The sequence below is a fragment of the Luteibacter sp. KNZ12-1A genome (assembly GCF_056755675.1).
In genome coordinates this window covers 1-15,166 of record NZ_JBPGXU010000098.1, presented here as the reverse complement: position 1 = coordinate 15,166, position 15,166 = coordinate 1, and the positions used below count along the sequence as shown (strand labels likewise).

Here is a 15,166-nt window from a genome sequence, read left to right as displayed (position 1 = left end):
CCCCCCCCCCCCCCCCCCCCCCCCCCCCCCCCCCCCCCCCCCCTTTTTTTTTTAGATGTGTATAAGAGACAGCCCGGGGGCACACCATACGGCGGGGTATCTCGCATTCGTCCCGGCGGAAAGGTATGGTGATGCGCTCATTCGCCACCGTACGACCCGCCATGTTCGAAGGACTTCGATTCAAGCACTGGAAGACCAGCGTGGGCGACGACGGCATCGTCGTCCTCACCCTCGACCGCGTGGGCGCCAGCGCCAATGCGCTGTCGCGCGAGGTGCTCGACGAACTGGACACCCTCGTCGAGCGCCTGGCCATCGAAAACCCCAAGGGAGTCGTCGTCCACTCGGCGAAACCGATGGGTTTCGCGGTGGGCGCCGATATCCGGGAATTCGTGGAGTATGCGCAGACCGGCACCGTGCTCGACAACATCGAGCACGGCCAGCGCGTCTTCGAAAGCCTCGCCCGCTTGCCCTGCCCGACCGTCGCCGCCATCCACGGCGCCTGCATGGGCGGCGGTACCGAACTCGCGCTGGCCTGCCGCCTGCGCATCGCCGCCGACGACGACGCCACGAAGATCGGCTTGCCCGAGGTCATGCTCGGCATCCATCCGGGTTGGGGCGGCAGCGCCCGGCTGCCGCGCCTGATCGGCGCGCCGGACGCGTTGCCGGCGATGCTCACCGGAAAACCGTTCAACGCACGCCGCGCGAAGGCCGTCGGCCTGGTCGATCGACTCGCCCGTCCCGACGAACTGCTGGCCGAGGCCCGCGACCTGGCGAGGCGTCCGCAGGTGCGGCCGTTCGCGCAGCGGGCCAAGGCATGGGCCACGAACACCTTGCCGGCGCGCGCCATCCTCGCGCCCATGGTGCGCAAGCAGACGGCCGCCAAGGTGCGCCGGGAGCATTACCCCGCCCCCTTCGCGTTGATCGACGTCTGGGCGCGTGGCGGCGGCAATATCCAGCAACGCCTCAAGCTGGAAGCGAAGTCGGTGGCGAAGCTCGCCACGACGTCGACCGCGCGTAACCTCATCCGCGTCTTCTTCCTGCAGGAACGCCTCAAGGGGCTCGGCGGCGGGACGGATCACGGCATCGAGCACGTGCACGTGGTGGGTGCCGGCACGATGGGTGGCGATATCGCCGCCTGGGCCGCGCTCAAGGGCTTCGACGTGACACTGCAAGACCGAGAACTACGTTTCGTCGAACCCGCGATCAAGCGTGCCCGCGCGTTGTTCGAGAAGAAACTGAGGGCGCCGGCCAAGGTCGATGCCGCCGTCGCACGCTTGCGCGCCGACGTGGAGGGCAAGGGCGTCGCCGATGCCGACCTCGCCATCGAGGCCATCTTCGAGAACCCCGAAGCCAAGCACGCGCTCTATGCGGCGATCGAGCCGCAATTCCAGGCCGACGAGATCCTCGCCAGCAACACGTCGTCCATTCCGCTGGACGAACTCCGCCGGGGCCTGAAGGCGCCGCAACGTTTCCTCGGCCTGCATTTCTTCAACCCGGTGGCGCAGATGCCGCTGGTGGAAGTGGTGCGCCACGATGCCCTCGATCCCGCGATCGAGAAGCGTGCCCTCGCCTTCTGCAAGGCGATCGGCAAGCTGCCCGTGCCGGTGAAGGGAACGCCGGGCTTCCTGGTCAACCGCATCCTCATGCCCTACCTGATGGAAGCGATGCGCCTGTACAACGAAGGCGTACCGGGGCCGGTGCTCGACCGCGAAGCGAAGAAGTTCGGCATGCCCATGGGACCGATCGAACTGGCCGACACCGTCGGGCTCGACGTCTGCGCCTCGGTGGGCAAGGAACTCGCGCCGTTCCTCGGCCTGGAGATTCCCCAGGGACTGGAAGACCGGCTCGCCGCGAACAAGCGCGGCAAGAAGGATGGCGAAGGCCTGTACGTGTGGAAGGACGGCAAGCCGGACAAACCGGAAGTCGATCCGGACTACGTCGCGCCAGCGGACATCCAGGACCGCATGATCCTGCCCATGATCAACGAAGCCATCGCCTGCCTGGCCGAGAACGTCGTCGACGATGCCGACCTGCTCGACGCGGGCGTCATCTTCGGCACGGGCTTCGCGCCCTTCCGTGGCGGCCCCATCCAGTACGTGCGCAGCGAAGGCGTGGCCGCGGTACGCGAGCGCCTGGCGAAGCTGGAGCAGAAGCACGGCGCGCGCTTCGCCCGGAAGGAAGGCTGGGAGAATCCGGAGTTGGCCACTCCGGCGGCTTAGCTCGCCGCCTGGCTACTCAAGGCTCCGAGCCATCGCCGACAAGGTCGGCTCCCACCCAAGACCTGCGCAGGCCCTGCTGGACCCAAGACCTGCGCAGGCCCTGCTGGACCCAAGACCTGCGCAGGCCGTGGTGGACCGAGACCAGCGCGAGCCGTGGTGGGAGCCGACCCTGTCGGCGATGCTGTTGCCTGGGCGGGAAGCCGCTTCAGCGGCGATCCGCGCGACAGCGCGGACTCACCTCACTCACCACATCAAATCGTCAGGCACCCCATCGTCCGACTCGTCCACCGCGTTCGGGTCGACCATCAGCGCGATGAACTCCGGCGCGATGCCACGCAGTTCCTCGATCACCGCCTTGTCCACCACCAGGTAACGCCCACCCTGCTGCACGACGCCGAGTTCCCCGGCATTCAAGGCGACCAGCTGCGCGGCGTCGACGTACACGCGCCGAATCTTCTCTCCATACGGAAAATGACGCACCTGGTCGGCATCGGGCAGGTTGAGCGCCTTGCCTTTCAGCAGTTCCTCGACCTTGCGCTTCTTCTCCTTGCGCAACCGGGCCTGCTCGGCCGCTTCCGCCTCCACCCTGCGACGCTCGGCGGCTTCATTCTGCGCGCGGATCGCGTAGGCCTTGGCGAGGTCGATCTCGCCGTCCTTGCGCGGCGGCCGTTGCGCGGGCGCGCCCGGCTTGCCCCCATGGCGCGGCGGACGGCCTGCCTGATTCGGACCGCCCTTCCGTGCGTTGCCGCCGCCGTGCGGCTTGCCGCCCTGCTTGGGGCGATCGCCGGCATACGGCTGGCCGCTGGCGGACGTGTTGCTACCCTGCCGCGCCGGAGGCGCCGGCTTCCGTTTTTCCTCGCGAATTTCCTTCACGAGGCCACTCTTCAACAACTGGTCGCGCAGGGACTCTGCCATGATCGGTAAGACTCGTTCGAATGCTTCAGTAGTGCGGCGGCGGAGGCTCGTTGGCAGGATCGCTGCCCAACCCCGCGCGCATGTTCACGAGATCCGAGCGCAGGTCGCGCACGGCTCGTTCCAGTAGGTCCAGCCGGCGGGCGATTTCCGCGTCGGCCGACGAAAGCGCGTTAACCGTGTCGTCGATGAAGGCGAGGCGCACCTCGAGTTCGACCACCCGTTCATCCAGGTCAGCCATGCTCGCGCCCTGCCAGGCTACGGCCACGACCGATGCCGTAGTACGCGATGCCGGCTTCCTCGACCACGGCCGGATCGTAAAGATTGCGGCCGTCGAAAATCACCGGGGACACGAGCAGCGATTTCACGCGCCCGAAATCGGGGCTGCGGAATGCCTTCCACTCGGTGACGATGACCAGCGCATCGGCGCCTTCGAGCGCGGCGTAGGGACGCTCGACCAGCGTGAGGTCGTCGCGATCGCCGTAGATGCGACGGGTTTCTTCCGCGGCTTCCGGGTCGAATGCGCGAACGCGGGCACCGGCTTCCCACAACTGCTCCATGAGGCGGCGGCTGGAGGCTTCGCGCATGTCGTCGGTGTTCGGCTTGAAGGCCAGGCCCCATACGGCGATGGTGAGGCCTTTCAGCTTGCCATCGAAATGCTTCGAAAGCAGGGCGAACAGTCGCGACTTCTGCGCATCGTTCACCGCCTCCACCGCGTCGAGCAGGCGCGCTTCGTAGCCCACCGAATGCGCGGTACGCGCCAGCGCCTGCACATCCTTCGGGAAGCAGGAGCCACCGTAGCCGGCGCCGGGATAGATGAAGTGATAACCGATGCGGGGGTCCGCACCGATACCCTGGCGCACCAGTTCCACGTCGGCGCCGACATGCTCGGCGATGTTGGCGATCTCGTTCATGAAACTGATCTTGGTCGCCAGCATCGCGTTCGCGGCGTACTTGGTCAGTTCGGCCGAACGCTCGTCCATCACCACCATGCGGTCGTGGTTGCGATTGAACGCCGCGTACAGTTTGCGCAGCACGCGGATGGCCTTCTGGCTCGACGCACCGACGATGATGCGATCCGGACGCAGGCAATCCTCGACGGCATCGCCTTCCTTCAGGAATTCAGGGTTGGAAACGACATCGAACGGCACATCGACGCCGCGCTTCTCCAATCGCGCGGCCACCGCGGCGCGTACGCGATCGGCGGTGCCCACGGGCACGGTCGACTTGTTCACCACCACGGTATAGCGATCGATGTGGTCGCCGATGGTCTTCGCCACGGCCAGCACGTACTGCAGGTCGGCGCTGCCATCCTCGTCGGGCGGCGTGCCGACCGCGATGAACACGATGTCGGCATGGGCGATGGCGGGTGCGGCATCCGTGGTGAAATCGAGGCGCCCGTCCGCATGGTTGCGGATGACCATGGGCTCCAGGCCCGGCTCGTAGATCGGAACGTCGCCCTGCTTCAGCCGTTCGACCTTGCCGGCATCGACATCCACGCAGACGACATGGTTGCCCATCTCGGCGAGGCAGGCCCCCGTGACGAGACCCACATAGCCGGTTCCAAAGATCGTGACTTTCATGAAGCTCCCGGAGCTTTCGACAGGCTCGTCGTAACGGGCAATTGTAGTCCGGCACGCGCGGCAAACAAACCAAGCCGGCCCGTGGTGGAGCCCGGCCATGCAAGCAATCCCGCCGGGAGCCAACCCTGGCAAGGCAAGTTCCGCTCTTGTGGGAGCCGCTCAGCGGCGATGGGTGCTTGCCATAGTCTGGCCCGCTGCCGCGGGATCGCCGACAAGTCGGCTCCCACCAAGGAATCGCCCCCCTCGGAAATAGGCTCCCACCAACGAAAAAGGGCGCGGATCGCTCCGCGCCCTTTCGATGTTGCCGGTAAGCCTTTAAGGCTTACTTGCCACCCTGCGGTGCGGCACCCGGAGCACCCGGGCCCTGGCCAGCCGGGGTCGGGCCGGTCTTGAGCAGTTCGACGTCGAAGATGATCGTCGCGTTCGGCGGGAAGCCGTTTTCCGGCTTGGCGCCATAAGCGATGTTCGACGGGATGAACAGCTTGTACTTGCCGCCGGTCTGCATCAGCTGCAGGCCCTCGCGGAAGCCCGGGATCACCGCGGCGAGCGGGATCTGGGCCGGACCGGCCGGCTGGTGGTCGGCCGAGGAGTCGAACTTCTCGCCGTTCACGAAGGTGCCGGTGTAGTTGATGGTGACGGTATCGTTCGGACCCGGACGCTGGCCGGTACCGGCCTGGACCACCTGGTACTGCAGGCCCGAGGAAGTGACCTTCACGCCGGCGGCCGACTTGTTCTTGGCCAGGAACGCATCGCCTTCCTGCTTGTTCTGGGCAGCGACCTTGTTGTACTCGGCCTCGGCCTTGACCTTCAGCTGGGCGACGAACGCTTCGCGAACCGACTTGGCCTCGGCCTCCGACATGGTCGGCTTCTGGCCAGACAGCGCAGCCTGCAGTGCCTTGGCGACCGTGGCGGCATCGACTTCCTTCGCGACGAGCGGCGGAAGCGAGCTGGCGAGGTCCCAACCCACGACATAGCTGGCCTTCTGTTTATCGACCGGTGCCGCGGAGGCAGCCGGCTTGGCGGCCTGGGCGGATGCGCCCGCGGCCGTACCCAGCGCAACCGCCAGGGCGACGGCCGTCATCGTGGGACGCAAAAAGTGCTTCATTCGGTACTCCCTCTCTAGAAAGATCGGCGACGCCGCCGGTACACCTCCTTGTGGAGGCGGAAACGCCATTGTGCGGTGGTTCGCGCCCTGCTTGCAATGACGGGGCGAGAGACAAGGTTTCACATGAAAAGTTCAGGAACCTTTCATCGAAATGAGGACTGCGTCACTCGTGGCGATCCTGCCCCGGTTTTTCGAGGGTGTCACGGATGGCGGCCTGGAGCCGGGCGTGGACCTGGACCAGCACCCGCCAGAGCAGCCAGGTGAGGCCTATCCCGATCAGGACCAGGACCAGCGCGACCTCCCGTGGCGGCAGGATGGTCGATGCCAGCGCCGCGACCAGCAGCCCTATCACCAGCATGGCCACCAGGGGGATGATCCGGGCCAGCACCGAGCGGATCGTGTAGGTGCGGGCGCCGAACCGGTCCGGAATGGACAATTCCGCCAGCAGCATGCCCAGGGCCCCGGCCTTGCGGTAGGTGGCCACGACCATCGGCAGGGAGAGCAGCGCCGCCATCGACCAGGCCAGGCTACGCTGCACCGTCGGCCGGTCGCTGAACATGTCCAGGTGCAGGAAACCCCGGCGATAGACGAAGGCCACGATGATGAACACGGCGACCACCAGCGCCGTGTTGATGATCACGTGCCAGACCAGCCGGCGGATCATCTTCATCACGACGGCGCCCTGCCCTTGCAGGCCGAGGTTGCCCATCCATTCCGTGTAGGCGGCGAACACCCCGGTGAACCGCGAAGGCAAGGTCCGGCCCATGAATCGCGCGAGCGGGTCCGACGAACGGATGAGATAAGGCGTGAGGAAGGTGGTGATGGCGGACACCGCCACGGCCACCGGATAGAGGAAGTCGCTGGTCACCTTGAGCGTCAGGCCGAGCGAGGCGATGACGAACGAGAATTCGCCGATCTGCGCCAGGCCCATGCCTACGCGGAGCGACGTGCGCCCGTCGTTGCCGGCAACGAAACTGCCGAAACTGCAGGTGATGACCTTGCCCAGCACCACCGCGATCGTCACCACGGTGATAGGCCAGGCGTATTTCAGCAGGAGATCCGGATCGATGAGCATGCCGATGGCGACGAAGAAGATCGCGCTGAACATGTCGCGCACGGGCATCACGATGCGCTCGATCCGGCCCACGCTTTCCGATTCCGCGACGATCGCGCCGATCATGAAGGCACCCAGCGCGACGCTGTAGCCCATTTCCGTCACCAGCAGGCAGAAGCCGAAGCAGATGCCGAGCACCGCCACCAGCAGCACGTCGTTGCGGCTTACCCGCGCGATGTAGTCGACGACGCGCGGCACGAGCAGCAGCCCCACCACCAGCGACACCGCCATGAACAGGCCGAGCCGGCCGACCGCCGCCAGCGCCTGGCCCGCCTCGACACCGCCGGTACCGGCGATACCGGTCAACAAGGCCATCAGCACGATCGCCAGCAGGTCCTCGACGATGAGGATGCCGAACATCAGCTGGGCGAAGCGCTCGCGCTTCAGGCCCAGGTCCTCGAGCGCCTTCATGATGATGGTGGTGGAGGAAATCGAAAGCATGGCGCCGAGGAACAGCGAATCCATGGCCGACCAGCCGAAGAAACGGCCGATCTCGTACCCGATCCAGACCATCAACACGATTTCGGCGAAGGCGGCGACCAGCGCGGCGCCACCCACCGCCCGCAACTTCTTCAGGCTGAACTCCAGGCCCAGCGCGAACAGCAGGAGGATCATGCCCAGCTCGGACAGGGTGCGGATCGTTTCCTCGTCGTGGATAAAGATCACCGGCAACGTATGCGGACCGATGAGCACGCCGGCGATGATGTAGCCGAGCACCACGGGCTGCCTGAGGCGCTGGAAAAGCACCGTCGTGAGTCCGGCGACGAGCATCACCGTGGCCAGGTCCTGGATGAAAACGATGCCGTGCATGCCTGTCCCTGTAGGTATGGAAGGACAGGTTAACCGGTGTGCCACGGCCGAAGCACACGCGGTGGGGAAAGCGGTGGAACGCACGTCACCGCAAGTACGTGCCAGGTCTCGGCATTCCCCTTTTTTCGAAAATAAATTCAAAAAAAATGTAACGAATGCTTGACGAAGTCACGGGTCGGACGTAATCTTTGCGGCTTCCAGCAGGGGGCCATAGCTCAGCTGGGAGAGCGCCTGCATGGCATGCAGGAGGTCGCCGGTTCGATCCCGGCTGGCTCCACCAACTTCTAGTACGTCCCCATCGTCTAGAGGCCTAGGACATCACCCTTTCACGGTGGCGACCGGGGTTCGAATCCCCGTGGGGACGCCACTTTTCGGTTCGCCGAAGAGTGTAAAGGACGAAGGAAGTTGGGTTGTTGTTGGAAGTGGAACGTAGTGTGGAGCGGTAGTTCAGTCGGTTAGAATGCTGGCCTGTCACGCCGGAGGTCGCGGGTTCGAGTCCCGTCCGCTCCGCCATTACCTCCAAAGAGAATCCCGCCTTCCGGCGGGTTTTTTTTGCCCTGAATTCAAGACTCGATGGCTTGGTGGGGCCCGATGGATTAGCAGGAGCCGAGCCCGATGGATGGTGGGAGCCGACCTTGTCGGCGATCCCGCGGCAGCGGGCCGGGTTACGGCAAGCACCCATCGCCGACAGGGTCGGCTCCCACCTCGGGCCGGCTCCCACTTCAGGTGGCTCCCAAGTCAGCTCACTCGCTGGTCGGCTCACTCGGCCGGGACGTCACCCACGCGCTCCAGCGTGCCGATCGAATGGCCCTGCTCCGCCAGGTATTCCAGCCAGCGGCTGAGGAAGCCGTTCATGCGCAGCCGGTGCTGCAATACCGTACGGGCGGGCGGAAAGGGTCCCAGCACCTGCCACAGCTTGCGGCCCGGATGGCAATGCATGGCCTCGGCCACGTGCGCATCGGTGTACATGCGCAGCTGCGCCGAAGGTGAAGGCTGGCCCGTCGCCTCATCGACGAAGTCGTAGGTGAGTTCCAGTTCGAGCGTGTACGGATGCTTCTCCTGCACGTCCAGGCGCACCTTCAGTCCATCGTCCACGTCCGAGATATACCGGCCCGGCGCCAACCGCTGCGGTGCGAACAGCCGTGCCAGCCGGTGGTAGTTCTCCGCATAGAGTCCCATCAGGAACTCGAAGCGTCCCGGGATGAGGGCGATGGGGCGTTCGATGACGGCGGTCATGGGGGCGGCGATACTCCGTGAAACGTTCTCGTCTAATACATATGGCGTTCGATACCGAGGTATTCGAAGATCTTGCTCGAAATCTCCTCGATCGAGGTGTGCGTCGTGTTGAGGACCGGGATGTTCTCCCGCCGCATCAGCCTGTCGGCCTGTTCGAGTTCCCAGCGACACTGCTTCAGCGTGGCGTAGCGGCTGCCGGGACGGCGCTGCTCGCGGATCTGCGCCAGGCGGATCGGGTCGATGGTGAGACCGAACAACCGGCTGCGATAAGGGCGTAGACGCGTCGGCAGCTCCAGCTTGTCGAGGTCGTCGTCCGTGAGCGGATAGTTGGCGGCGCAGACACCGTAATGCAAGGCCATGTAGAGGCAGGTGGGCGTCTTGCCCGAGCGGGAGACCCCGACCAGCACCACGTCCGCCTGGTTGTAGTCCACGTCCAGCCCGTCGTCGTGGGCCAGGGCGTAGTTGGTGGCCTCGATGCGGGCCTCGTAGCGCTCGAAATCGACCAGGCCATGGGAGCGGTTGACCGCGCCGGACTGTTTCGCCCCCAGTTCCGCCTCCAGCGGCTCGATGAAGGGGGCGAAGACGTCGAGCATCAGCGCCCCGCTGCCGGCCACGATGTCGCATAACGTCCGCGAGGTCATCGTATTGACCACGATGGGGCGCTGGCCGTCCTGGGCGTACTTGGTCTTGATCCGCAGGCAGGCCGCCTCGGCCTTGGCCGCGTTATCGATGAAGGGTAGCCGGTGGGTATCGAACTGCACCCCCTCGAACTGGGCCAGCATGCTGTTGCCGATGGTCTCGGCCGTGATGCCGGTGGAGTCGGAGATGAAGAACACGGTGCGACGCATCGGTCAATTCCCTGCGGTGGTCCATGGATCCACCTTAGCTCAAGACGCCGCGATAACAATCCACCCCGCATCATCGCTGAACGTTTGTGCATCGCGCCTTGTTTCGGCGCCGACCGTCCCCCGACAATGTGTGGATTTTCTAGCGCGGCCCGCCGCAAAACCGACGAACCGATTGTGAGGATTTTCCCTTGAGCGACCTGGTACTTTGGCTCGACGCGCTACGCATGACCGACCTGGGCAAGGTGGGCGGCAAGAACGCCTCCCTTGGCGAGATGATCGGCAACCTGGCGAAACTGGGTGTCTCCGTGCCTGGCGGTTTCGCCACCACGGCCGACGCCTTCCAGACCTACCTCGAGAAGAGCGGCCTCGCGAAGCGTATCCAGGAACGCCTGGCCACGCTGGACGTGGACGACGTGGACGAACTGACCCGGGGCGGCAAGGAGATCCGCGGCTGGATCGTCGATACCGCCCTGCCCGCTGACCTCGAGCAGGCCATCCGCGATGCCTACATCAAGCTGTGCAAGGACGCCGGCGCCACCGATATCGCGGTGGCCGTGCGTTCCTCCGCCACGGCCGAGGACCTTCCGGACGCCTCCTTCGCGGGCCAGCAGGAAACCTTCCTCAACGTCGTCGGCATCGACGATGTGCTGCACAAGGTGAAGGAGGTTTTCGCCTCGCTCTACAACGACCGGGCCATCGCCTATCGCGTACACCAGGGCTTCAAGCACGAGGACGTGTTCCTTTCCGCCGGCGTGCAGCTGATGGTCCGTTCCGACGTCGGCGCGTCCGGCGTGCTGTTCACCCTGGACACCGAATCCGGCTTCCGCGACGTGGTCTTCGTCACCGGCTCGTATGGCCTCGGTGAGATGGTCGTCCAGGGCGCCGTCAACCCGGACGAGTTCTACGTCTTCAAGCCCACGTTGCGCGAAGGCAAGCCGGCGGTGCTCCGCCGCAGCCTCGGCGCCAAGCAGCAGCGCATGGTCTATTCCGACCAGCCTGGCGAGCGCGTGCGCATCGAGGAGACACCGGTCGAGGATCGTCATCGCTTCTGCATCACGGACGCCGACGTGGAAGAACTCTCGCGCCAGGCGCTCGTCATCGAGAAGCACTATGGCCGCCCGATGGACATCGAGTGGGCGAAGGACGGTCACACCGGCAAGCTCTACATCGTGCAGGCGCGCCCGGAGACGGTGAAATCGCGTGACCACGCGACCACGCTGGAGCGCTTCCAGCTCAACGAAAAGGGCAAGGTGCTCACCGAAGGCCGCGCCATCGGCCAGAAGATCGGCGCCGGCAAGGCCCGCGTCATCCGCTCGCTCGCCGACATGAACAAGGTCCAGCCCGGCGACGTGCTCGTGGCCGACATGACCGATCCCGACTGGGAGCCGGTGATGAAGCGTGCCGCGGCGATCGTGACCAATCGCGGCGGCCGTACCTGCCACGCGGCGATCATCGCCCGCGAACTGGGCGTGCCCGCCGTGGTCGGCTGCGGCAACGCGCTGGAGACGATTCCCGACGGCGCGGAAGTCACCGTCTCCTGCGCCGAAGGCGACACCGGCACCATCTACGAAGGCACGCTGAAGTTCGACCGCATCACCGCCGACCTGGGCGCGATGCCGGAAGCGCCACTGAAGATCATGATGAACGTGGCCAACCCCGAACGCGCCTTCGATTTCGGCATGCTGCCCAATGCCGGCATCGGCCTGGCACGCCTGGAAATGATCATCGCCAGCCACATCGGCGTGCATCCGAAGGCCCTGCTGGAATACGGCAAGCAGGACGCGGAAACCAAGGCGCGCATCGACGCCCGCATCCAGGGCTACAAGGACCCGGTCTCCTTCTATGTCGATCGTCTCGCCGAAGGCATCGCCACCATCGCCGCCTCGGTGTACCCGAAGCCGGTGATCGTGCGCCTCTCCGACTTCAAGTCGAACGAGTACGCGGGCCTGATCGGCGGTTCGCGTTACGAGCCCCACGAGGAAAACCCGATGATCGGCTACCGCGGCGCCAGCCGTTATGTCGATCCGGGCTTCGCCGCGTCGTTCGCGCTGGAGTGCAAGGCGGCCAAGTACGTGCGCGAGACCATGGGCCTCACCAATGTGTGGGTGATGATTCCCTTCGTGCGCACGCTCGACGAAGGCCGCAAGGTGATCGAGGTACTCCGCCAGAACGGCCTCGTCCAGGGCGAGCACGACCTGAAGGTGATCATGATGTGCGAGGTACCGTCCAACGCCCTGCTGGCGGACGAATTCCTCGATATCTTCGACGGCTTCTCCATCGGTTCGAACGACCTGACCCAGCTCACCCTGGGCCTGGATCGCGATTCGAGCATCGTGGCCCACCTGTTCGACGAACGCGACGCGGCGGTGAAGAAGCTGCTCGCCATGGCGATCAAAACGGCACGCGACAAGGGCAAGTACGTGGGCATCTGCGGCCAGGGTCCCTCCGATCATCCGGACCTGGCGGAGTGGCTGATGGAACAGGGCATCGAATCGATGTCGCTCAATCCGGACACCGTGGTCGACACCTGGCTGCGGTTGGCCAAGAAAAAGGCCGGCTGAGGCAAGCAGGATGGGAAGGCGGTGGGGCGGTCCCGAGGGACCTCCCCACCCCGCTTTTGTGGGAGCCGCTTCAGCGGCGATCGACCTACCTATGCACCATCACCCCTGCCGCACGATACCGCTCCACCACCGCCGCATCCGTATCCGCCGCCACCACCAGGTGCGCGATACCGGCGATCGGCGCCGTATGATGCGTCGCCGAGGCCACCAGCTTGTCCGGCGTGGCGATCGCCACCGTCTCACCGCTGGCCTCGATGATCGCCTGCTTGAACACGGTCTCTTCCTCGTCGTAGGTCCATAGCCCACGCTCGGGATCGATGGCGCACACCCCTGGAAAACAGAGGTCCGCACGAATGTCCTGTGCCTGGCGAACCGTACGGGAACCGATCGCGCCACCGATCGCCGGATCGAGCTTTCCTCCCAGCACGATCACGTCGAAACCGGGACGACCGAGCACCGCCAATGCCACGTCCGGCGCATTCGTCACCACGGTGAGGTCACTGTTTTCCGGCAACATCTTCGCCAACACGGTATTGGTCGAACCGGCGTCGATGAACAGTATCTGCCCGCGCCCGACGAGACCGATCGCCGTCCGCGCGAGTTCGCGCTTGAGTTCCGTCCGCTCGCCGTGACGCTCGCCCAGCGGGGGGATATTCACCGCGAGCAAGGCACCGCCATAGACGCGGCGGCATAGCCCTTGCGCGGCGAGATCGCGCAAGTCGCGACGGATCGAATCCTCCGATACGCGGAACTCCTGTGCGAGGTCGGCGGCGACGACCTTGCCCTCGCGGCGCAAGCGCTCGAGGATCAACTGTTCGCGCTCGCGGGGCAGCGTCGTGTCGAGCGGTGCATTCATGCCGGGAGGAAACCCAGTTCGATCAGTTCCGCACGCAATTGCCGGGGCGTATGGAAGTGGATGCCATGGATGCCCAGCGCCTCGGCGGCATCCACGTTGACCTTGTTGTCGTCGATGAACACCGCGCGCGAGGGATCGATGTCGTAGCGTTCGAGCAGGGTCTGGTAGAGCTTCGGGTCCGGCTTGATCATGCCCTCCTCGCCCGAGACGACGATGCCGTCGAAAAGGGTGAGGAAATCGAAGCGTTCGCGGGCGAATGGAAAGGTCTCGTGCGACCAGTTGGTGAGGCCATAGAGAGGATGCCCGGCCTCCTTCAGTTCGCGCAGGATATGCAGGCTGTCGTCGATCGCGCCACCGAGTGTTTCCTCCCAGCGGTGCTGGTAGGCCGCGATGAGTTCGGCCTTGGTGGGATGCTCCGCGGTGAGCAGGCGCACCGCTTCGTCCCAGGAGCGGCCGGCGTCCTGCTGCAGGTTCCATTCCGGCGTGGTCACCTCGGCCAGGAAGGCTTCCATCGCCTGCTCGTCGTCGCCGAACAGCTTGCGGTAGAGGTAGCGTGGATTCCAGTCGATCAGGACACCGCCGAAATCGAAGATGACGACATCGCGTTTGGTATGCATGGAACGATCCTTAGCGGCGCGCGATGGACGCGCAGATTGATACGACCACGAGCAACACGGCCACCCCGCAAAGGGCCAGCGACAGGCTGCTCAGGTGGGCGGCGAAGCCGATGGCCGCCGGGCCGGCGAGCATGCCCGCGTAGCCCAGCGACGTGACCGTGGCGATGGCGATCCCGGGGGACGTGCCCGGCTGGCGCCCGGCCGCGCTGAACAGCACGGGGACGATATTCGACGCGCCGATGCCTACCAGGATGAAGCCCAGCATCGCGGCCGGCCCCCAGGGCAAGGCGGTGGCGAGGAAGAAGCCGAGCGCAGCCAGGAGGGCACCCACGCGCACGATCGTCACCGGCCCCACCGAGGCCGTGATGCGATCGCCGAGCAATCGGCCGCAGGCCATCGCGATGGAGAACGCGGCATAGCCCAGGCCAGCCAGCGAAGGATCGAATCCACGCGAGAAACGCAGGAACACCGCGCTCCAGTCCAGCATCGCGCCTTCGGCGAGGAATACCACCAGGCAGAGGAAACCCAGCAGGAATACCGATGCCGAGGGCATGCGGAAGATGGAATGCGACTGGTCGGAATCGTCGAGTCGAACCAGGAAGTGCCTCCATTGCGTCACGACGATGACGAGCAAGGCGGCCGACACGGCCAACGCGCTGCCGGTCAGCGGCGCACCCGCCTTCAACAGTGCCGCCATGCCTGCCGAACCGGCGAGGCCGCCTACGCTGAAAAGGCCATGGAAGCCCGACATCATCGGTTTGCCCGCATGCTTTTCCACGTCCACCGCATGGGCATTCATGGCCACGTCGACCACGCCCAGCGCGGCACCGAAGAACAACAGGGCGGCACCGAGCCAATAGGCATTGGGAGTGATCGTCAGCAGGGGCAAAGCCACGCAAACCAGCAATCCACTACCACCGATGACGTCGCGGTTCCCGTAACGATGGGTCAGGAACCCCGCCAGGGGCATGGCGGCGACCGCCCCGCAGCCCATGCACAGGAGCACCAGGCCGAGCGTCGCATCGTCGAGCCCGAGCCTCGCCTTGGCATACGGCACCATCGGGGCCCAGCTGGCCATGCCGATGCCAGAGAGAAGAAAGATCAATCGAGTGGCGCGCGCTGGCTTCATGCGAACTTCCATGGATGACGAATGCGCACCAATGTATGAAAACGTGCACAAACGTGCAAGTCCTTTTGGGCAGTTTTCTCGCGAAAAGCGGGCGGTGCACGGCTCGGCTTCGCCCTCGCGTTCGTTGTGTGCGTGGCGGGGGAGCTGCCGGGCGCCACCCTCGGCGCGACGGTAGT

Annotated in this window: 12 protein-coding genes and 3 tRNA genes; 5 read left to right on the top strand and 10 right to left on the bottom strand. The window is 65.3% G+C overall.

The annotated features are described in order from the left end of the window. Nucleotides 1-161 precede the first annotated feature (161 nt). Nucleotides 162-2,219, top strand: a complete 2,058-nt coding sequence (locus tag ACR9ZJ_RS15875; protein WP_481288276.1) for a 3-hydroxyacyl-CoA dehydrogenase NAD-binding domain-containing protein — start codon at nt 162-164, stop codon at nt 2,217-2,219. 243 nt (nt 2,220-2,462) lie between these two features. Here the strand turns inward: ACR9ZJ_RS15875 and ACR9ZJ_RS15870 are convergent, their stop codons facing one another. From ACR9ZJ_RS15870 to ACR9ZJ_RS15850, 5 genes are all read right to left on the bottom strand, one after another. Beyond that, nucleotides 2,463-3,134: a DUF2058 domain-containing protein gene (locus tag ACR9ZJ_RS15870; protein ID WP_481288275.1), complete on the bottom strand. Its 672-nt coding sequence runs from the start codon at nt 3,132-3,134 to the stop codon at nt 2,463-2,465. Between the two features lie 25 nt (nt 3,135-3,159). Beyond that, nucleotides 3,160-3,372 carry a SlyX family protein gene (locus ACR9ZJ_RS15865; RefSeq protein ID WP_426284915.1) on the bottom strand — a complete coding sequence of 71 codons (213 nt, stop codon included), beginning with the start codon at nt 3,370-3,372 and terminating at the stop codon, nt 3,160-3,162. Further along, nucleotides 3,365-4,714: a UDP-glucose dehydrogenase family protein gene (locus tag ACR9ZJ_RS15860; protein ID WP_481280047.1), complete on the bottom strand. Its 1,350-nt coding sequence runs from the start codon at nt 4,712-4,714 to the stop codon at nt 3,365-3,367. The genes ACR9ZJ_RS15865 and ACR9ZJ_RS15860 overlap by 8 nt, the downstream gene beginning before the upstream one ends. A 322-nt stretch (nt 4,715-5,036) precedes the next feature. Further along, nucleotides 5,037-5,819 carry an FKBP-type peptidyl-prolyl cis-trans isomerase gene (locus tag ACR9ZJ_RS15855; protein ID WP_306846304.1) on the bottom strand — a complete coding sequence of 261 codons (783 nt, stop codon included), beginning with the start codon at nt 5,817-5,819 and terminating at the stop codon, nt 5,037-5,039. A 163-nt stretch (nt 5,820-5,982) separates the two neighbouring features. Further along, nucleotides 5,983-7,743 carry a cation:proton antiporter gene (locus ACR9ZJ_RS15850; protein ID WP_481280046.1) on the bottom strand — a complete coding sequence of 587 codons (1,761 nt, stop codon included), beginning with the start codon at nt 7,741-7,743 and terminating at the stop codon, nt 5,983-5,985. A gap of 204 nt (nt 7,744-7,947) precedes the next feature. On the opposite strand from ACR9ZJ_RS15850, the gene ACR9ZJ_RS15845 reads away from it, so the two are divergent. The 3 genes from ACR9ZJ_RS15845 (at nt 7,948) to ACR9ZJ_RS15835 (ending at nt 8,256) form a co-directional block, all read left to right on the top strand. Further along, nucleotides 7,948-8,023: transfer RNA gene (locus ACR9ZJ_RS15845), tRNA-Ala, on the top strand. 11 nt (nt 8,024-8,034) lie between these two features. Continuing rightward, nucleotides 8,035-8,110, top strand: a tRNA-Glu gene (locus ACR9ZJ_RS15840). 69 nt (nt 8,111-8,179) lie between these two features. Further along, nucleotides 8,180-8,256 (top strand) — tRNA-Asp (locus ACR9ZJ_RS15835). A gap of 246 nt (nt 8,257-8,502) precedes the next feature. On the opposite strand, the gene ACR9ZJ_RS15830 is transcribed toward ACR9ZJ_RS15835, so the two are convergent. Together ACR9ZJ_RS15830 and ppsR are read right to left on the bottom strand one after the other, a co-directional pair. Then, entirely contained in the window at nt 8,503-8,979 is a 477-nt protein-coding gene (locus ACR9ZJ_RS15830) for a DUF1249 domain-containing protein (RefSeq protein ID WP_306846300.1), read from the bottom strand. 32 nt (nt 8,980-9,011) lie between these two features. Next, on the bottom strand, nt 9,012-9,827 hold the full coding sequence (ppsR, locus tag ACR9ZJ_RS15825) for a posphoenolpyruvate synthetase regulatory kinase/phosphorylase PpsR (RefSeq protein WP_481280045.1): 816 nt from the start codon (nt 9,825-9,827) through the stop codon (nt 9,012-9,014). Nucleotides 9,828-10,015: 188 nt separating this feature from the next. Between ppsR and ppsA the strand changes: the two genes are divergently transcribed. Next, on the top strand, nt 10,016-12,388 hold the full coding sequence (gene ppsA / locus ACR9ZJ_RS15820) for a phosphoenolpyruvate synthase (protein WP_481288274.1): 2,373 nt from the start codon (nt 10,016-10,018) through the stop codon (nt 12,386-12,388). Nucleotides 12,389-12,473: 85 nt separating this feature from the next. Here the strand turns inward: ppsA and ACR9ZJ_RS15815 are convergent, their stop codons facing one another. From ACR9ZJ_RS15815 to ACR9ZJ_RS15805, 3 genes are read right to left on the bottom strand one after another with little or no spacing between them, the layout of a single operon-like run. Beyond that, a complete protein-coding gene (locus ACR9ZJ_RS15815; RefSeq protein ID WP_481288273.1) occupies nt 12,474-13,244 on the bottom strand; it encodes a DeoR/GlpR family DNA-binding transcription regulator in 771 nt (256 codons plus the stop codon). Next, nucleotides 13,241-13,861: an HAD family hydrolase gene (locus ACR9ZJ_RS15810; RefSeq protein ID WP_481280042.1), complete on the bottom strand. Its 621-nt coding sequence runs from the start codon at nt 13,859-13,861 to the stop codon at nt 13,241-13,243. Before ACR9ZJ_RS15810 ends, ACR9ZJ_RS15815 begins: the two co-directional genes overlap by 4 nt. Nucleotides 13,862-13,871: 10 nt before the next feature. Continuing rightward, complete coding sequence (locus ACR9ZJ_RS15805; protein WP_481280041.1) at nt 13,872-14,990, bottom strand: MFS transporter; 1,119 nt, start codon at nt 14,988-14,990, stop codon at nt 13,872-13,874. Between the last annotated feature and the right edge of the window lie 176 nt (nt 14,991-15,166).